This is a genomic window from Actinotignum sanguinis (assembly GCF_030230305.1).
Classification (GTDB): domain Bacteria; phylum Actinomycetota; class Actinomycetes; order Actinomycetales; family Actinomycetaceae; genus Actinotignum; species Actinotignum sanguinis.
Genome location: NZ_JASPCQ010000001.1, coordinates 247533 through 265818 on the forward strand (window position 1 = coordinate 247533; position 18286 = coordinate 265818).

The following is an 18286-nucleotide window of genomic DNA, read 5'->3' on the forward strand; positions in this document are numbered from 1 at the left end:
GGCGCTCTAGGTGACGTCACCGGTCTTGCGCGCGGCGGTTGCCCGTGTCTGAGCGCGTGGCGTGCTACCCCTAGAATTTTCATCAATCGCACGACAGCAAGGACGTACCCCTCATGCTCTCCGTTGAGAACATCTCCAAGAGTTTCGGGTCGCGCAAAGTATTGCAAAATCTCACCTTCGCGGTTCGCCCCGGTGAAATCTTCGGTTTCGTCGGCTCGAACGGCGCCGGGAAAACCACTGCAATGCGCATTATGCTCGGCCTCCTGAGTAAAGATTCCGGGCAGGTGACCTGGAATGGTGGCCCTATTGATTTCGCGGCGCGCCAGCGCATCGGCTATATGCCAGAAGAACGCGGTCTCTACCCAAAAATGCCGGTCGATAAGCAGCTGATCTATTTTGCGCGCCTGCACGGGATGAGCCCGGATGCGGCGCGGGCCGCCATGGAACGCTGGACGGATCGCCTCGGGGTGGGTTCACGCCGGGAGGATGCCGTCCAGAAACTTTCCCTCGGTAACCAGCAGCGCGTGCAGCTGGCCGCCGCCCTCATTCACGATCCAGAACTCCTCATTCTTGACGAACCTTTCTCCGGGCTGGACCCGGTGGCGGTGCGCACCATGAGTGACACGCTGCGCCAGAAGGCCGATGAGGGTGTTCCGGTTATTTTCTCCTCCCACCAGCTTGATCTGGTGGAACGCCTCTGCGATAGCGTTGGGATTCTCGCGGGTGGAAATATCGTGGCCCGTGGCACCGTCGATGAGCTGCGAAATTCCGGTAATCCGCCCTACGCGCTGGCGGTACGTGCCGAGGAAGCCACGCTGCACACGGCCCTCAGCCAGGCCGGATTTACCGTCCATCCCGATCCGCTGGCCGGTACCTCGGAGGCGCCGCTGAGCGCCGGGATTACCCGGGTGCTCGTGGAAACCCCGACCGCCGGTATCACCGCAGGAACCGGTATCAACACGGCCGCTGCGGAAACCATCGCCGATCCCACCGCCGCGCTTCTCAATGCGGCCCAGCGCGCCGGCACCGTGGTGGAATTCACCCAGCGCCGCCCCCACCTCACGGAATTGTTCCGCGACGTTGTTCAGGTGCCCTCCGCGGAGGAAGGTGATGCGGCCGCCCCCAAGAAAAAGCGTGGCCTGTTCGGCTCGCTGTTCGGAAAGAAGGCTAAGTAATGGTACGCATCGTTTTCGCACGCGAGTTCAAGAACGTTTTCGCTTCCCGCGCCACCATGATTTCCTTGGCGGTCATGTGGGTGATTGCTATTGTGGCCGGCTTCGCGGGCCGCGTCTTCCTGGGCGGGGATGATGAAGCTAACGGAGCCGCCCCGGCCCCGCAAGCCCAGGGCATTTACCTGGAAGCCAGCGCCGCGGAGCTCCAGCCCTACCTCGAGGGCGCCGGTTTTTCCGCCCTCCCGACCACTAATATCGCCGCCGAGCTAGCGGCTGAAGAACCGGAAGCGGAGATCGGTATTTCCGGTACCGCCCTCGATCCGCAGATCGTGGCCACGTCCCCGAATCCGAAGGAACTTCCCGCTCTCAAGAAGGTGCTGAGCACCTACGTGCTGGAACAATCCGGGGTGGATGCCACGGTCCTCGCCCAGCTGGATACCATTAATAATCTTCAGGTGCAGACGGTGAATTACACTCCCTCCGGCATCGAAGCTAATCCCATCGGTTTCCTCATCGGTTCGGTGAGTGCCATGCTGATTTTCTTCATGGTGATGGGTGGAATTGGCGCGGTTGGTGCCGGCGTCGTCGAAGAAAAATCTTCCCGCGTGGTGGAAATTATTTTGACCACGGTCCGCCCGCGCGTCCTGCTGCTCGGCAAAGTACTGGGCTTGGGAGCCGGTTGGGTAGTGATCCTCTTCGGCTATATCGGCGCAATTATTACCGGTGTGGCAATTTCCGGGCTGGTTCCCGATCTCAGTTTCCTCCAGGAATTCGGGCTGGCCGGGATGGTGGCGCGCACGGTCCTGTGGATGGTACTCGGCTATTTCACCGCCACCGCGCTGGTGGGCGGGTTGGCGGCCACGGTGTCCCGCCAGGAAGACCTGGCCGGAATCAACACCCCGGTTATGTTCGTCCAGTTCATCCCCTTCTACACCGCTATCTACCTCATTCCGGCGCTCCCGGAGGCCGCGATCACGAAGATTCTCTCGGTGCTGCCCTTCTTCGGTCCGTTCATGATGCCGATGCGCACCGCGGTCGGCGAGGTCCCGCTCGTGGAAGAACTGGCGGCGGTTGGCATCAACGCACTTGGGGTCTTCCTGCTGGCGATCCTGGCCGGCAAGATTTACGAACGCTCGATTTTGCGGATGGGTGAGCGCGTCAAGCTCACGCAGATTTTCCGTAAAGCCGCCTAAGTTCTCATATAGTACGACGACGCACGTGGGGCCCGGGATTTCTCCCGGGCCCCACGTGTATATACCTGGCCGAAGGGCGGCTCTGGCTGGGTGGGTGCGCCCGCCTTAGCCCTCGGCTATTTCAGCTGCCTCCAGCCACTGTTCTTCTAGCTCGTCAAGCTGGCCGCTTGCCTCACTCAGCTCTTTGCCAATCCGCGCGAGTTCCTCGTAGTCCCCGCTGACCGCGCAGGCGGCACTGCGCTCCTCCAGCTTGGCGATTTGCTCGCGCAGCCGGTTCATGCGTTTCTCAATACGCTGCACTTCTTTGCGGGCTTCGCGCTGGAGGGCACTCGCACTTTTTTCAGATCCGGCACCGGAGGGGGCGGGCGCAGCCCCGGAGTTGCTCACGCCGCCGGCGCCCTCACGCTCTTCTCGTTCCTGTTCACGCAGCCGCAAATATTGATCCACACCGCCAGGCAAATCCCGCACGTGACCATCGAGCACCGCGATCTGCCGGTCCGTCATGCGTTCGAGCAGGTAGCGGTCATGGGAGACCACGATGAGGGTTCCCGGCCAGCCATCCAGCACATCCTCCATCGCGGCGAGGGTATCGGTATCCAGGTCATTCGTCGGTTCGTCCAGGAGCAGCACATTCGGTTCGGCCATGAGCAGGCGCATGAATTGGAGGCGGCGCCGTTCCCCGCCCGAAAGTTCACTGACCCGCGTCCAGGCACGTTCGCGGGTGAATCCCATCCGCTCGGTCACCTGACTCGCGGTGAGTTCTTTCTTCCCCACCTGCACGCGAGCTGCGACGTCGTTCACGGCCTCCACCACCCGCAAATCCGCAACCTCGTCGAGTTCGCGAGTGTGCTGCGATAGTTCGGCGAGTTTCACGGTGGTGCCGCGTTTGACGTGCCCGGTTGTGGGCTCAAGCCGCCCGGCGATGAGCGCGAGCAGCGAGGATTTCCCGGCACCGTTCGCGCCCAAGATCCCCACGCGTTCGCCCGGCGCAATCCGCCAGGTCACCCCGCGTAAAATTTCCGGACCCACCCCGTACCGCAGGCTGACGTCCTCAAGATTGACCACTTCTTTGCCTAAGCGGGAGGCTGCCATGCGCGTCATTTCCACGGTATCGCGCGGAGCCGGGACGTCCGCAATAAGATTTTCCGCCGCTTCGATGCGGAAACGCGGCTTGGAGGTGCGGGCCGGGGCGCCGCGCCGCAACCACGCCAGTTCCTTCCGCAATAAGTTATTGCGTTTTTCTTCGGCGAGTGCGGCCTGGCGTTCCCGCTCGGCCCGCTGGAAAATATAATCCGAATACCCACCCTCGTAGGTTTCCACCCGGCCGGGAATCTGCCCGCGCGGACCCTCCACCCCGGGCACCACTTCCCACAGGCGGGTGGCCACCGCATCTAGGAACCAGCGGTCGTGGGTGACGGCCACCAGCGCCCCGCGCGGGCGCGGCCCACCGAAACGTTCCTTAATATAATGCGCCAGGAAAGTAATACCCTCCACGTCTAAATGGTTGGTCGGCTCATCAAGAATAATAATATTTGCCTCGCGGGTGAGGGTATGGGCCAGGGCTACCCGCCGGCGCTGCCCGCCGGAAAGCTCACGCACCCGAGCCTGGAGGGGAATATCGGGGAGCAGCCCGGCATGCAGGTCCCGCACCCGCGCGTCACTGGCCCATTCGTGGCGGGCGGTTCCGGCGTGAATCGCCTCGAGCACCGTGGTATCGGGCAGCTCATCGGCCTGGGTGAGCGTGGCAAATGTCGCGGTATTGGTCGGGATCACCTCGCCGCTGGTGGGCGCAAGCCGCCCGGTGATGAGGCGCAGCAGCGTGGTTTTCCCTCCCCCGTTTGGGCCGACGACGCCTATGCGGCTGCCGTCCTCTAAACTCAGGGAAACGTTGCTGAGAATATCGCTGCTTCCCAGGCTGACGCCCACGTCATGTACCGAAAGTAAATGTGCCATAGCTGGTGGTCCTTGGAATGGGGTTTTTAGTTGGGGAGTTCGCGGGCCTGCGCGATCCGCACATAATCGTCAATGGTGAGGGTTTCCCCGCGGGCCTGGGGTGATACCCCGGCCCGCTGGAGGATAGTTTCGGCGGCGGCCGGGCTGCCGGCCCAGGAACCCAGGGCACTGCGCAGAGTTTTACGCCGCTGAGCGAAAGCGGCGTCGACTACCTTAAAAACGCGTTCGCGCAGGTCATCGGTACCGGGCACGGGCCGCAAGCGCAGGTGAACAAGGGCGGAATCCACATTCGGCTCCGGGTAGAAAACGTGGCGGGAGATTTTCGCGCCGCGGGTAGCGCTGCCGTACCATGCGGCTTTCACGGAGGGCACGCCGTAGGTGCGGGAGCCGGGGGCGGCAGCCAGGCGGTCGGCGACTTCCAGCTGCACCATCACGGTGATGGTTTCCAGGCTGGGCAGGGCTTCCATGAGGGTGAGGAGCACCGGCACCGCCACGTTATAGGGAAGGTTGGCCACCAGAGCGGTGGGGGCGAAGGTCTGCGTGCTGCCGGGACCGCCAGTGCTGGCGGTTACGGTGCCGGTGGCCGCGGCCCCGGTCTGGCCAGTGCGGAGCGCAGGCGGGCAAGCGAGCTGCTCGGGCCCGGTGATACTCAGGGCGTCCGCGTGCAACAGCGCGAAATTCTCCGGAGTGCTGTGGCGGCGCGCCACGGTATCGGGGAGAGCTGCGGCGAGGGCGGCGTCGATCTCCACCGCGGATACGTAGGCGCCGCTTTCCAGGAGCGCCAGGGTGAGAGAGCCCAGGCCCGGGCCAATTTCGAGGACCTTATCCCCCGGGCCCACCCCGGCTTCCCGCACGATTTTGCGCACGGTGCCGCCGTCGTGCACGAAGTTTTGCCCCAGGGTTTTGGTGGGGCGGATATTCAGGGCCGTGCACAGCGCACGCACGTCCACCGGGGTGAGGAGGGCAGTTCCAGCCGGGATGCTGCCAGCCGGGGTATCACCGGCCGGGCCGCTACCGAGCGGTGTGCTGCCGGGCTGCGTGTTCCCGGGCGAGTCCTGTTGAGTAATATGATTGGCGACCACAGATGCAGTGTACCCGGCTAACTGACACTCTCGAAGCGAGGCCCGGAGGAATGGCCGATTCCCAGGGTTACGAAAGTCCCTTCCCGCCTCTCAGCGCTGCAAACGTAGACTCGCGCGAAAACGGCGCGGGAGAGTAGATGGGTTCACACCGAGACCGTTGATGAGAACCAGGACGACAGCAGCTGAAGAAAAAACAATCCAATACAGGCCGCGGTCCATTCCGGCTCCGATCAATGTCACGGAGACGATCCAACCAACTAAGGCACAGCACATGGCCACGATGAATGAGACACCTGCCTGCACGGTACGGATCTTCTTTGTACTCCAGCCCAGGTTCCAGTACACAAATTCTTTGAGGTCCCGCACAGCGGTTTGTTTCCTGCGCGCCAGGAGAAGCAGCACGCTCACTGCCAGGCCCGCCGCTGCCACCAGGACCACAAGCACTGGGAGCAATACTTCAACAAGAGCTTCGCCAATATCTAGCCCGCGGGCCCCATTTCGGAACCAAGCGATCATTGTTACTACTTCGCCAAGAAGCGAGCAGAACACTCCGATAAACAGTCCCTCAGCAACGGTTAACCAGCCTAGAAGAGAGATTCGCGGAAGATTCGAGCTGCTCCTTCGACTGGCGTAACGAAGCGGAAGGATAAGAAGGAGCGCATAGATAACAGCCCCGCAAACAAGTGGGATGCTTGCTAGTAATCGAGGTTGTTCCGCCACTGAAAACAGTGCCGTCGTTACAAGGGCACATGCGAGGAGAATCAGCCCCCACGCTTCTTCCCGAAGAACGGTTGCAAGGCATGAGGATGAGGACCATCCTTGATTTTTGAGAACATTGAATCTGGTTCGTCTCGCGGCAAATTCCACCGCTCCCACCACCGCGATCACGCCGATGATGAGGAAGCCGCCAGCCTGCGCGATTGAGTGCACTAGAGTGGTGAGGAGGCTTGCCATGAAATCCGCCGCGCCTAGCACAACATAGCGATGATCGACCCAGCCAAGCGCTTCTACTTCTTGACGGCCGGTCTCGCTATCGGTTTGGCCCGCAGTTTGCGGTACCCAAATCTTCGCAGTCCCGAGTGATGAGCCTGCCACTACCCTGGCATCTACACCTAAGGACCGGATTCGATCAGCCACTTTACCGATAGCTACTAGCGCATCTTCCCGAGTTAGGTCCTCAAGATTTGCGACTCGTACCCTAATGGCGTTGATCGGGAGTTCCTCTGCAAGGGCTTCCGCGCTTTCGTAAGACACCACTGCCGATGGTGGGTTCAGCGCAACACCGAGCCCCGAGCGGAGGTGGTCGATTCGTTCACTTCCCTGTATCAGGTGATTTGAAGAATAGAGTCCGAGCGCCCCGAGAGGCTCCATGCCAGGTATGTCATCGGTTTTTGTTTGCTGCGGAGTGAACTCGCCAACCTCAAAAGGTGCGCCACCGTCACGAACAACCGAGCCAAGAGAGGTGTCTAAGGGAGAGGTCGCGCGATACGTAATCTCTGCGCCACGCTCCTGCGGAGTTACTTGCGTGGCTAGAGAGTCAGACTCGTTATAAGAAGTATAAAGGGGAGCAATCCCTACGGGATTCGCCACAAAGCTAGCCCGATATTCCTCGTCAGCCTGAGCTCGCCGCGAAGCTTCATCTTCCGCTACCGTTTCTCCCGCAGGAACCGGAGTGAGTTTCGGAGCGAAAACGTTATCGGCAGTAACATAGGCCCCATTGGTATAGTTTTCAGTTATTCGCCCATAGGTTTCACCACCCTGTTCTGGAAGAGGCAGCAAAAACGCACGCGAGCCAAAGGGGCCATTGTCATGCGCCAGATCAATGTTTTGCTCGACTGTGTCCACCGCGTTTCCATGCTCGTCAATGCTCTCTATGGCAACAGAAATAGAGATATTCGGTGAAAACTCCTGGTTAGCAACGTATCCAAATATCTGAGAGTTCATTCCGTATGCCCGCCACGGGACCGGGCGGCTACGTTCTGCCATTCCTGGCATTGCAGCGAGCGGCGCAATCACCTCGCTCCCTTCTCCCGATCTTGCTTCCTGTGCCAGAGAAAGGTCTTGCTGAGTAACTACAACACCGTTCGGAAGAGCCGCGAGATCATCTGCGCTAAGTCGGTCCCCTAGGTCTGATTTACGTTCAACTACCTTGTCAAATTCAATGAGAGGATTGAGCCATTTTCCCGACGATCCCAAAAGTTCACGTTCCGATACGGGATCTACTACTGCGACACTGGTTGCCACATCGGGCAGCGCAAAAGCCGTGAGAAGAACCGAGTTTTCATCCGGGATGGTGACACTTGGATAGTGATACCGGTAGAGCTCTGGTCGCATGCCTATATGCGACTGAATTCCAGTGGGCTCACCGCCGGTGGGCGTGGGCCGAGCAATGATTCCTGTGGCGTCGAGGTCATATTGCGCCGTCCCTTTATCCAAAACCTTAGTTTCTGACTCACGCACTTGCCACGTAACGCGATAACTCTTCACAGGTGACGTTTGGAAATCTATTCCATCCGACGCAATTTGCGGAAGTACCCAAAATCCTTTGTAACTGCCGAGAAAACCAACCGGTGCCGCGACTGACACACCCTCAATTTTTCTCACTTCTTCGAGTATTCGCGATTCCAACTCCGGCAAGGTCTGCGCTGCATAGTTTTGTTCCAGCAGCGTCATTCCGGCTTTATCACGTGAGGAATAGAGAGCTTCGCCTGCCTTTTTATCGGTGACCAGAATGTCGTAACGTCCACGCCATTCGTCATCCATTTTGGCCCCGGCAAGGGAGTATGCCATGTGCGAGGCAAAGACCCACGCGAAGCAAAACAGCGCTATGAGCACGTAAACAGAACTGCGCTTCCAACTGGGCCGGAACATTTACAGGGTCACTTTCGTGTCAGCAATGGCCCCAATCACGTCATCGTGAGTGGCGACAAGAATACCGGCTCCCCGCCGTGCCTCCAACTGTAAGATCTCGGCAACCACGTGCGCGTTTCCCAGGTCGAGCGACGAGGTGGGTTCATCCAAGATCAGTAGATCAGGTTGCTTTGCAAGCGCTCGTGCCAGCGCTACCCGCTGAGCTTCACCACCCGAAATCTTCGCTCCCCGGCTTTCCGAAATATCTGCGACGCCAAGCTTTTCCAGCCATGAGTGTGCAGTGGTCTTATCAACGCCCCCGCACATAACGTTCTTGAGGACAGTTAGGTCGCCTAGTAAAAGCGCTTTCTGGTCCACGTACCCAATATTTGCGCGCCGGATATGTTGCGCTTCGCTTTCACGCAAAGAACTGAGATCCCTATCGCACCAGGAGACCCTTCCCGAACTGGGAGGCAGCTTTCCATACGCCACATCGAGGACGGTGCTTTTCCCCGAGCCCGAGCGGCCAACTACCGCCATAATGCTCCCGGGCTCCACCGAGAAAGTAAGATCATCAAAAATAACCTTATTAGGCTTGCCAGCTACCGAATACACCAAGCTCACAGCTTCAAAACCTATGAGGGTCTTACAATCCATTTTTAACCGCCTCCCTTCAAACAGCTACTTACGGAGCATGCGATCTTATAAGGCCCCTACCCCCGGTTGGTCACGCCCACATAACCAAGCAGAGATACACAAGAATAAGGACCACAGCAGCCACTGCCCCGATCAGCAAGGCGAGTGCGCGGCGCTGCTGCCGGCCAGCTACACCCCCGGAATCCGGTGAACCCCCGGAAGTCTCAAAATCCTGTGTGTACCCAGATTCCGCAGATTCTCCAACCAGGAATTTCCCCCACGCCAACCCGGCCCCCACGAGAATCACAAATTGAATAACCCAGGCGTACCAGGGTAGACCGGCTGACCGCAGCCCGACCATCGAGATAAGCGTCATCCCACCGGCCAACACCGTGCTTCTCACCACATTCATGGTGTAACTGTATACCCCGATAGTCACGTTTATTCAGCTTTCGGTGCTGGATGCAAATCATTAACAAACCCCGGCCGCGAATTCTCTTCGAGTAACTCGGCTATCTGTTCCAGATCCCGTAATTGACCTCCGGCGACAGCGAAACACATGTCAGCTAGCGCGTCGTCGTTCATCATCAATGCGAAGCCGAACTCGTTGAGGATCGCTTCGCATAGCAGCGCCCCGAGCCGCTTATTTCCGTCAAAAAGCGGATGCTGGGTTTCTACTTCCAGCAGGATTTTCGCGGCTTTTTCGTGCGGACTCGGGTACAGTTCCACCCCGTACATTTTCCCGAAGGCACCCTGGAAGCAGGAGCGCAGCCCCGCCCGGGAGCGCACATAAAATCCACGCCGCGCCAACCAGCGTTCCACCGCGCATTCGTTGAGCCGCCTCAATTTCCCAAACGCTCCATCGCGGTAGCGCGCTTGGAATACAGTGCATCAAGCTGGTCAGCGACCTCAAGCTCGCTGCGAAGAGCCGCCAGGCTTTCGCGTAACACCTGCTCTTCGCGCATTCCGTAGTGAGCCGCGATATCCGCAATATCGCGCGCTAGTTTTTCACTAATCGTTATCGTGGCGCTCATAATCATGAGCGTATAAGTCCCCCGGCACCAGCGCAATACCGCTCTTGAGTAGCGGCAGTTGCGTACCGGTTACGTAACGGATCAGGGCTGCAGGCTTAGCGCTACAGGCTTAGTACCACCCGCGGGAGTTCGAATGCCCGAGCGCAGCGCAGGGGCTGCCGTAGCGGCCCTCAATATAGCCCAGGCCCCAGCGGATCTGGGTGGCGGGATTGGTCTGCCAATCGGCGCCGGCGGAGGCCATCTTGGAGCCGGGCAGCGCCTGCGGAATACCGTAGGCCCCCGAGGAGCGGTTCTCCGCCAGGTGATTCCAATTCGATTCCCGGTTCCACAGCGTGACCAGGCAGGAGAACTGGTCCTGACCCCAGCCGTAGGCGGAGAGCATACCCGAGGCAATTTCCTGGGCGGTGCCGGCCGGAACCACGCTGGCCACCGAGGCCGCGCCACTCCCATCAGCACTCGCGCCCGCCACCGCGGCGGCACTTTCCGAAGTCCCTACCTTGACCACTTCATCCACGCGGGCCTGCTTGACCGCGGAGAAGGTCAGGGTACGAGCAACTTCCTTACCGTTTTCCACCCGGATTTCGTAGGTATTGGCAGAAATGCCATCCTTGCCTTCTGTTTCCACCTTGGTGGTGCCTTTGGCAAGCGCGGCGTCGTCCACCTTGGTGGAACCGTGCGCGTCCACGACTTCTTCGGTGACCACACGCTTTTCCACCCGGGTGATGGTGACCTTGGAGCCGGGCGTTACCGGCGCGGCGAGGCTCTGCGAAACAACGTCGTCCCCAGAAACCGTGATCCCGGCTTCCTGCAGCGCATCCCCGAGGGTGCCCGCCGTGGTGGTGAGGGTGCGTTCTTCGCCTTCAAAATTAACGGTGAAAGAGTATTCGGAAACCGTGGCGCCGGCCGCGCGAGCCACCGGGAAACCATCCGCGTACGCATTGGCGGGCATCGACATATGCGACATCAGGCCAATACCGCTACCGGCCAGCAGCACGGCCCCGAGCGCAGCAACCCCGCGCCGACTAAGCGGGAACGCGTTGAGCTGGGCGTTCGCGGCAGAATCCTCCACCGCGGCGGGTGCCTGGAATGCGGTACCGGTGGCCTGCGGCCGAATGGCCAACGCGGCCTGAACCGCCTCGCTCACCGCGCCGCGTTCCATCATGAGAGCCCGCGACCGCGGACCCGGGGTACGAACCTCAGCCCGAACGAATTGCTCGAGTCCCATTCCCTGTGCGCTGTGACGCCCCACTAAACTTCCTCCGTTGCTTGCGCGAGTACCCTCCGGCCTCACTTTTATAACGAAACTATATCGAGTGTAACCATTTCGTAACATTTGGACAATGATTCGGAGGGGAAGGCTCGTTTTTCTTGAGATTTTCAAGAACGCTCACATGGTGCTCGCGTGACTTTTCCGCGAATTCTCGCGGTTTTTGCGTGCGTGGTACGACGACGACGCCAGCTGACGCACCGTAATCTGAGCGTTATTTCACATTGCCGGGTAGGGCTGGGGAGGCCCTGGCAGGGAGACATAGCTAACGCGCCCCCAGCGCGGGCGTTACATCGATTACATTTAAGGCTATGAGCACTCAATATCCCGGATACGCACAGCAGCCTGTCCCTCCGAGCTACCCCGTTCCCTCCGCATCAAAGCGTGGCACCGGCGCACTGCGCGGCCTGGCGGCTCTTACCACCGTGCTGAGCATCGCTCTTATTATTTTGTGTTTCACACCGGCCCTAGCTATGGGGGAGGATAACGCCTCTATATTTGGTCTGGCGCATCCGGGTGGCGTGTGGCTGCCCGTGATTCTGTACGGTTTCGGTCTGCTCCTCGCGCTACTGGCGGGAGTGCTCGGTTTGTTCACCGCTGGCCGGGCAGCCCAGGCTTTTTCGTGGATGGCGCCGCTGGGCGGGGCGATCACCCTGGGTGGGCTCGTGGCGCTCTCCTTGGATAGTTCGGTGGGTGCGCTACGCGAATTCGGGGCGCAGTACACTGTGCTTTTCTGGGTGACCGGCGCACTGGCCCTGGTTCTGGCGCTGGTGGGGATCACTCAGGGTGTGGCTGCGGGGACGTCCGCGAAGAAATCCGCGCGCCCCGCGTACCCGGGCTATCCAAACTATCCCGGCTATCCCGCAGCGCAGCCCTACGGGCAGGGCTATCCGGCGCAGGGGTACCCGGCACAGGGCGCGCCGATGCAGGGGTACCCGCAGGGCTACGGCCAGGGCTACCCGGGTCAAGCTCAATATCAGGGCCAGCAGCCTTACGCCCAGCAGTCCCGCCAAGCCTACGGCCAGCAAGCCTACGGGCAGCAGGCATACGGCCAGAATTACGGCCGGCAGGATTATGCACAGCAGGGATTCCTTGCGCAAGGTAGCGGGCAGCCGCAAGCGCAGCAGCCTTCCGACCAAGCCGCGCCAACTGCCCAAAGCGAGCCTTCCACCCAAACTCCCGAATCTGAAAGCCCGCAGAGCTAGGGAGCCGCAGAGCTAACTAAGCCGTAGCACCGGCTAAACCCCAAACCTAAAAGGCCGCGCCCAGTTCCCCGTACACCGCCCCGGTGTTCTCCAGGAGCTGGGCGCACCATTGTGCTTCGCTCATGCCGCGTAGTTCAGCTCCGAAACGCACCGTCCACGCCATCACGTAGGGGGCGTTTGGGTGGCCGCGCCAGGGCACCGGCGTGAGGTAGGGGGCATCCGTTTCCGCGAGGAGTAGCGCTGGATCAAAAGCTTGGAAGGCCGCGCGGAGCTCATCATTGGCCGGGTAGGTCATTTGCCCACCAAAACTTCCGTACCAGCCTTCCTGGTTGCACAGCTCGGCAAGCGCGGCGTCGCCGGAAAAAGCGTGGAAAACTACGCGACTCGGGGCACCGTCACGGCGCAGCACCTCCACGCAATCGGCGTGGGCTTCGCGGTCGTGAATCTGAACGGGCAGGTCAAGCTCGCGCGCGAGAGCGAGGTGAGCGCGGAACGCCTCGATTTGGGCAGCGCGGCCCTCCTCGGAAGTGCGGAAATAATCGAGCCCGGTTTCCCCAATAGCAACGACGGCGCTGGAGCGGGCCGCCTCCGCCACCCTGCCGATGGCATCCTCCAGGCTGAGGGCATGGTGTGCGGCGAGCTCCTGGGCTAAACCATCCGGGCCGGTCGCGGTGATCCCGCGGTGCCGGGCGGCCTCATTGGGATGAATCGCGAGCGCGGCGGAAAAATGGGCGCGGTCCGCTTCCGCTACCGCAACCGTTGGCAGCAGATCCGGGACCTCGCAGGCGCAGGTAATCGCGTGGCAGACCCCGGCGGCATCCATGGCGGCAGCTTCCTCGCTCGGCAGCATTCGCCCGCGCGGCGGGGTAAGAGCAGGACCCGAGCCGCCGGCCTGCCCCTCCCCAGCCGGCACCCAAATATGGGTGTGGTTATCGATAACCGGGCCGGCAAGCCGGGCCGGAGCATCGGGCAGGTACCAGCGGCGGGCCCGCTTTTTCTCCTTCGCGGAGAGGGCCGCGAATTCTTCCGGCGCTAATTCATTGCGCACGGCACCATTCGGAACCGCTCCATTCGGTGCCGCGTCACGCGCGGCCCCGCCCCGTACCGATTCATTGCACACGCTTAGCCCTCAACAACGACTCGAGGCGCTCCAGTTCCTCATCAACCACGCTGGTATCCAGCTTGGCGAAGACCGGCGACGGCTTCGAGATCGGGGTGCCAACCTGCACTTCCACCCGCGCCCACGGATGCGGATCGGAATAATCCCCGGTAATAATCGGGTAGGGCTTACCGGAATCCAGGTCGGTGACTTCTTCCAGGCGCGGCATCGGGGCAATATCACCGGCCCCGCCCAGCACCCGATCCACCGTATTCGAGGAATGCGGAAGGAATACGCTCATCATGGTATTGAGATCAGAAACCACCTGGATGAGGGTGTGCAGCACCGTGCCCAGGCGTTCACGCTGGGAAGGATCCTTCATCTTGAAGGGTTCTGTGGCGGAAACGTAGCCGTTGGCCTCCCCCACCAGCCGCATAATTTCCGTGAGCGCGGCGCGCTGGCGGTGCGCGGCAATGGCATCACCCACGGTGGTGAATCCAGCTTCCACCACCTCCAGGAGCTCCCGGTCCACATCCTCGAGCGGCCCGGCCGCCGGGATTTCCCCGAAGTTCTTGGCAATCATGGCCGCGGTGCGGTTGACGAGGTTCCCCCAACCGGCCACCAGCTCGGAATTATTACGCCGCACAAATTCCGCCCAGGTGAAATCAGCATCGGAAGTTTCCGGGCCGGCAATGGAAATAAAGTAGCGCAGCGCATCGGGCTGGTAACGCGAAAGCACATCACGCACGTAAATAACCACACCCTTGGATGAGGAGAACTTCTTACCCTCCATGGTGAGGAATTCCGAAGCCACTACCTGGGTGGGCAGGTTGAGCGTGCCCAAAGCCCCGGGCTGGCCGCCGCGGCTCCCCTCCCCGTTATAGGCGAGAAGTTCGGCCGGCCAGATCTGGGAATGGAAAACAATATTATCCTTCCCCATGAAGTAGTAGGAGCGGGCCTCCGCATCATTCCACCAGGCCCGCCAATCCTCCCGGCTCCCCACTCCGCGCGCTTCACGCCGGCGAGCCCATTCAATAGAGGCGGATAGGTAGCCGATAACGGCGTCGAACCACACATAAAGGCGCTTGGAGGGCTGATCTTCCCACCCGGGTACCGGAATGCCCCAGCTAATATCCCGGCTCATGGCACGCGGGCGTACATCCTCCAGAAGGTGCTTGGAAAATGAGATAACGTTCGGGCGCCACTTCCCAGATTCTTCCACCTCATCAAGCCACTGCCCCAGGCGTTCCGCGAGCGCCGGCAAATCCAAGAAATAATGCTCGGTTTCGCGGAATTGCGGGGTTTTCCCGGAAACCTTCGAAACAGGGTCGATAAGATCCTGCGGATCGAGTTGGTTACCGCAACTATCGCACTGGTCCCCGCGTGCGGAGGTGTTACCGCACAGCGGGCACGTGCCTTCAATATAGCGATCCGGGAGAGTGTTCCCGGTTTCCGGATCGAAGGCAACCGGGGTGGAGTGCACCACCATATAGCCGTTATCGCGGCATACCTCAAACATCTGCTGCACAACCCGCTCGTGATTAACCGTGGTGGTGCGGGTGAACAGGTCATAGGAAAGCCCGAGCGCCACGAGGTCCTCCACAATAATGCGATTATTGCGGTCCGCGAGTTCTTCCGGGGTGATTCCTTCCGCGTCGGCCGAAACCAAAATCGGGGTGCCGTGCTCATCGGTACCCGAGACCATGAGGACATCCTCCCCCACCATGCGCATATAGCGAGAGAACACATCCGAGGGAACACCGAATCCAGCAACGTGACCAATATGGCGCGGGCCGTTGGCATACGGCCAGGCAACAGCGGAGAGAATATGAGTCATAGCCACCATTCTACTAGCGTGTCGGCGAGCGCGCCCGCTAGCTGGCTACCACGCGTGCCTGCGTGCGTACCGGCAAGCGTGCCCGCTAGCGCGCCCGCATCCCCGCGCCTAAACTATAAGGGCGCGGTGCTCCCACAGTGATTGACCATCCGGCCGCCGCGCACCGCGTGATGACCCGCTTCATCAGGAGGATGACTATGGATGAGACCCGCGCACTCATCATTGTTGATGTACAACCCACATTCTGCGAGGGCGGCAGCCTCGGGGTAGATGGCGGTAACGCCGTTGCCGAACGCATTGCAGATTTTGTCACCGATAACGCCGAGGAATACGCTCTCATCGCCACTACCCAGGATTGGCATATTGATCCGGGCCCGCATTTTTCCGAAAATCCGGATTTTGTGGATAGCTGGCCGCCCCACGGTGTGGCCGATACCCCGGAGGCGGAGCTGCACGAATCCATCGCGGCTCTTCCCATTGACGTCCAGTTCAAGAAGGGCCAGTACGCCTCGGGCTATTCAGGTTTCGAGGGCACCGATCCGCAAGGCAATCTCCTCGAAGACGTGCTGCGCACCGCCGAGGTCACGGATGTCGACGTGGTGGGTATTGCCGAATCGCATTGCGTGCGCGCTACCGCGATTGATGCGGTCCGTAACGGTTTCCGCACCCGCGTTTTTTCCGACCTCACCGTGCCCACCTCCCCGGAACTCGGGGCCGCGGCCCGCGTAGAGATGGACGAAGCGGGCGTAGAGCAGCTGCAATCCTCAGAAGCTTTCGGTTTTTACGAAGAGTCTGAGGCGCCGGATGAATTCGATGATCCGTACGACGACGCAGCAGCTGCCGAGGAAGAACTCGAGCACCTCGACGAAGATTACGAGCTCTACGATGACGACGATTTCGACGACTACGCCGAAGAGGATGAAGATATCGACTTTTCGGATGAAGTCAATGAGTCCGATTTCGATTTCTCCGATATCGACTACCGCCCCGGAATGGACTCCGCGAAATAACGCGGGTCTGCCAGCCGGCCCGCAAGCGGCCCGCTAAACCGAGCGCCAGAAATCTTTCACCAGCTCCTCACGGTTAGCTACCTGGCTTTTCTTGAGGATATTGTGCACGTGTACCTTCACAGTGGAGGGAGACAGGTAGAGCTCAGTGGAGATCTGGGCATTTGTTTTCCCGCGCATAAGGTAGCCGAGTACTTCTTCTTCGCGCTTCGATAGTCCGCGCGCCTGGGAATAGAACACCAGGGAGGATTCGATGAAATCTTCCTCCAGGTGGTTGACGGTTTCCGGGGGCCGGTCGAAGTGGATGCGCAGCACCCGCACCCCGAAACGCATCACGTGGATGACCCAGCAGATATACATGAGGTTTTCCAGGAAATTGCGCTCGGGAAGGAAGGCGAGCGCGGAAGCGCTATGCGCCTGGGGTGCCACGAGGAAAATGAACGTAATATTCCAGGCGAAGGTCCCCAGTACCGTCACCCAGGTGGTGACGTAGAGCCACCGGTGGCGGCGCTGGCGGATTTTCTCTACCCCGGTGGTGGCACGCAGGTAATTCCACGTTGCCGCACTGAGGATCCCTATGACCACGATGCCTCGCATAGAGAAGAACACAAATTCCCGCCAGCCCGGGTCGGGAATCATTAAGGCGCCAGCGCTCCCCACAACGAAAATCCCGGCCGGGATAAGGGCACTGCGCCACTCCACTTTCACTTCCGGTTCGGTCATGAACGTGGCGTAGGTAAGCCAGATAAGGCCCATGAGTAGCGCGCCCAGGGTAATCGATTCCACGGGCGCGGTAATGTGGTAAACGCTGTCAATATTGCGTGGGTGGGTGAAGTCCGTGCGGGCCACGGTTGCGACGTCGAAAAAATAGACGAGAAAAAGTGCGGCGCAACACAAAAACATGCGCCGGCGCGAAACGAGATAACACGCAAGCGCCGTCGCCGAACCCATGAGGATGAAGAGTCCCACCATCCAGGTGTAATAAAACAGCCCAATCGTCATTGCATAGCTCCGTCGCCTTCACCACGCGATTCCACCACGGTCGCCCACCACGCGGGATCGCGAGCGCGAGTGCCTCGCGCCGTACCGTCACATTATAAAAGCATTAACCGCCGCTACCGGAAATCCCGGGCCGTGGAATGCACGCGGTGGCCCCGGCGGTACCAAGGCCGCCGGAGCCACGCGTTTCGGCTATTTTTAGCCGTATTCTTCGCGCCTATGCGCCGTAGATAAGCACCTGAGCCACGCAGGCCGCCCCGCCGAAGCCGAGCACGAAGAGCACCATGGGCCACACGAAGCGGAACCAATGCTGGTACTTCATATCGAGCATCTGCAAGGTTGCCATGACCAGGCCCGTGGGTGCCAGGAAGAGCATCGCGTACTGACCCCATTGATACGCACAAACGATGATCCACCGCGGGATACCCACGGCATCGGCCAGCGGCGCCATAATCGGCATGGCCAGCACGGCCAAACCGGAGGAGGAAGGCACCACAAAACCGAGCACGAAGAAGATCAGCAGCATAATAATGATGAAGAGCGGGCCGGACATCCCCGAGACCAGGTTCGTTGCCGAGTGGAGCAGCGAATCCGAAATCAGCCCGTCGTTCATCACGATATTGATGCCGCGCGCCAGCCCGATGATAAGCGAGACGCCCACCAGGCTCGAAGATCCTTCGATAAAGGCGTCCGTCAGCTGTTTCTCATTGAGCCGGTCCTTCCCGAAGAGGGAAATCGCCATAACCGCGATGGTGATGGTGAGGAAGGATGCCGCCATGGTCGGGAACCACCAGCCCATAGCCATGACGCCCCACACCATAATCGGGAAGGCGGAGACGAAGAGCACGAGGATGAGTTTCTTCTGCCAGTTGAAGGCTGGCACATCATCCGAGTGGGTGGTCATCGCCCACTGCTTCTCAAAAGCTTCGTGATCTTCGTACACATAGGACTT

15 protein-coding genes and 1 pseudogene are annotated in these 18286 nt (G+C 60.3%); 4 read left to right on the plus strand and 12 right to left on the minus strand.

Features of this window, described 5'->3' with window-relative positions:
* Positions 1–113: 113 nt before the first annotated feature.
* The gene (locus tag QP828_RS01120) at positions 114–1175 is read left to right on the plus strand and encodes an ABC transporter ATP-binding protein (RefSeq protein WP_284891071.1); all 1062 of its coding nucleotides are present in this window, start codon (positions 114–116) and stop codon (positions 1173–1175) included.
* Positions 1175–2365, plus strand: a complete 1191-nt coding sequence (locus QP828_RS01125) for an ABC transporter permease (RefSeq protein WP_284891072.1) — start codon at positions 1175–1177, stop codon at positions 2363–2365. The genes QP828_RS01120 and QP828_RS01125 overlap by 1 nt, the downstream gene beginning before the upstream one ends.
* A gap of 105 nt (positions 2366–2470) precedes the next feature.
* On the opposite strand, the gene QP828_RS01130 is transcribed toward QP828_RS01125, so the two are convergent.
* The 8 genes from QP828_RS01130 to QP828_RS01165 form a co-directional block, all read right to left on the minus strand.
* Positions 2471–4318, minus strand: a complete 1848-nt coding sequence (locus tag QP828_RS01130; RefSeq protein WP_284891074.1) for an ABC-F family ATP-binding cassette domain-containing protein — start codon at positions 4316–4318, stop codon at positions 2471–2473.
* A gap of 26 nt (positions 4319–4344) precedes the next feature.
* Positions 4345–5298 carry a ribosomal RNA small subunit methyltransferase A gene (locus QP828_RS01135; protein WP_284891099.1) on the minus strand — a complete coding sequence of 318 codons (954 nt, stop codon included), beginning with the start codon at positions 5296–5298 and terminating at the stop codon, positions 4345–4347.
* 192 nt (positions 5299–5490) lie between these two features.
* On the minus strand, positions 5491–8163 hold the full coding sequence (locus QP828_RS01140; RefSeq protein ID WP_284891075.1) for a hypothetical protein: 2673 nt from the start codon (positions 8161–8163) through the stop codon (positions 5491–5493).
* 108 nt (positions 8164–8271) lie between these two features.
* On the minus strand, positions 8272–8907 hold the full coding sequence (locus QP828_RS01145) for an ATP-binding cassette domain-containing protein (protein WP_284891076.1): 636 nt from the start codon (positions 8905–8907) through the stop codon (positions 8272–8274).
* A gap of 70 nt (positions 8908–8977) precedes the next feature.
* On the minus strand, positions 8978–9298 hold the full coding sequence (locus QP828_RS01150; protein WP_284891077.1) for a hypothetical protein: 321 nt from the start codon (positions 9296–9298) through the stop codon (positions 8978–8980).
* A gap of 29 nt (positions 9299–9327) precedes the next feature.
* Positions 9328–9732 carry a Fic family protein gene (locus QP828_RS01155; protein ID WP_284891079.1) on the minus strand — a complete coding sequence of 135 codons (405 nt, stop codon included), beginning with the start codon at positions 9730–9732 and terminating at the stop codon, positions 9328–9330.
* Positions 9729–9920 carry a hypothetical protein gene (locus QP828_RS01160; protein WP_284891080.1) on the minus strand — a complete coding sequence of 64 codons (192 nt, stop codon included), beginning with the start codon at positions 9918–9920 and terminating at the stop codon, positions 9729–9731. Before QP828_RS01160 ends, QP828_RS01155 begins: the two co-directional genes overlap by 4 nt.
* 109 nt (positions 9921–10029) lie before the next feature.
* On the minus strand, positions 10030–11169 hold the full coding sequence (locus QP828_RS01165; protein WP_284891082.1) for a resuscitation-promoting factor: 1140 nt from the start codon (positions 11167–11169) through the stop codon (positions 10030–10032).
* 329 nt (positions 11170–11498) lie between these two features.
* Between QP828_RS01165 and QP828_RS01170 the strand changes: the two genes are divergently transcribed.
* On the plus strand, positions 11499–12392 hold the full coding sequence (locus QP828_RS01170; protein WP_284891091.1) for a hypothetical protein: 894 nt from the start codon (positions 11499–11501) through the stop codon (positions 12390–12392).
* A 46-nt stretch (positions 12393–12438) separates the two neighbouring features.
* Here QP828_RS01170 and QP828_RS01175 read toward each other — a convergent pair whose 3' ends face one another.
* Together QP828_RS01175 and metG are read right to left on the minus strand one after the other, a co-directional pair.
* On the minus strand, positions 12439–13440 hold the full coding sequence (locus tag QP828_RS01175; RefSeq protein ID WP_284891092.1) for a TatD family hydrolase: 1002 nt from the start codon (positions 13438–13440) through the stop codon (positions 12439–12441).
* A 61-nt stretch (positions 13441–13501) separates the two neighbouring features.
* On the minus strand, positions 13502–15328 hold the full coding sequence (gene metG, locus QP828_RS01180) for a methionine--tRNA ligase (protein WP_284891094.1): 1827 nt from the start codon (positions 15326–15328) through the stop codon (positions 13502–13504).
* 197 nt (positions 15329–15525) lie between these two features.
* Between metG and QP828_RS01185 the strand changes: the two genes are divergently transcribed.
* Positions 15526–16338, plus strand: a complete 813-nt coding sequence (locus QP828_RS01185) for an isochorismatase family protein (protein WP_284891095.1) — start codon at positions 15526–15528, stop codon at positions 16336–16338.
* A gap of 33 nt (positions 16339–16371) precedes the next feature.
* On the opposite strand, the gene QP828_RS01190 is transcribed toward QP828_RS01185, so the two are convergent.
* Positions 16372–17337, minus strand: a complete 966-nt coding sequence (locus tag QP828_RS01190; RefSeq protein ID WP_284891096.1) for a helix-turn-helix transcriptional regulator — start codon at positions 17335–17337, stop codon at positions 16372–16374.
* 214 nt (positions 17338–17551) lie between these two features.
* A pseudogene (locus tag QP828_RS01195) lies at positions 17552–18286 on the minus strand (YfcC family protein); the annotation flags it as partial.

Bases quoted from the DNA above. Each gene is read 5' to 3' on its own strand.
- QP828_RS01120 (WP_284891071.1), top strand. From the start codon at position 114: ATGCTCTCCGTTGAGAACATCTCCAAGAGTTTCGGGTCGCGCAAAGTA.
- QP828_RS01125 (WP_284891072.1), top strand. From the start codon at position 1,175: ATGGTACGCATCGTTTTCGCACGCGAGTTCAAGAACGTTTTCGCTTCC.
- QP828_RS01130 (WP_284891074.1), bottom strand. From the start codon at position 4,318: ATGGCACATTTACTTTCGGTACATGACGTGGGCGTCAGCCTGGGAAGC.
- QP828_RS01140 (WP_284891075.1), bottom strand. From the start codon at position 8,163: ATGGATGACGAATGGCGTGGACGTTACGACATTCTGGTCACCGATAAA.
- QP828_RS01145 (WP_284891076.1), bottom strand. From the start codon at position 8,907: ATGGATTGTAAGACCCTCATAGGTTTTGAAGCTGTGAGCTTGGTGTAT.
- QP828_RS01150 (WP_284891077.1), bottom strand. From the start codon at position 9,298: ATGAATGTGGTGAGAAGCACGGTGTTGGCCGGTGGGATGACGCTTATC.
- QP828_RS01160 (WP_284891080.1), bottom strand. From the start codon at position 9,920: ATGAGCGCCACGATAACGATTAGTGAAAAACTAGCGCGCGATATTGCG.
- QP828_RS01170 (WP_284891091.1), top strand. From the start codon at position 11,499: ATGAGCACTCAATATCCCGGATACGCACAGCAGCCTGTCCCTCCGAGC.
- metG (WP_284891094.1), bottom strand. From the start codon at position 15,328: ATGACTCATATTCTCTCCGCTGTTGCCTGGCCGTATGCCAACGGCCCG.
- QP828_RS01185 (WP_284891095.1), top strand. From the start codon at position 15,526: ATGGATGAGACCCGCGCACTCATCATTGTTGATGTACAACCCACATTC.
- QP828_RS01190 (WP_284891096.1), bottom strand. From the start codon at position 17,337: ATGACGATTGGGCTGTTTTATTACACCTGGATGGTGGGACTCTTCATC.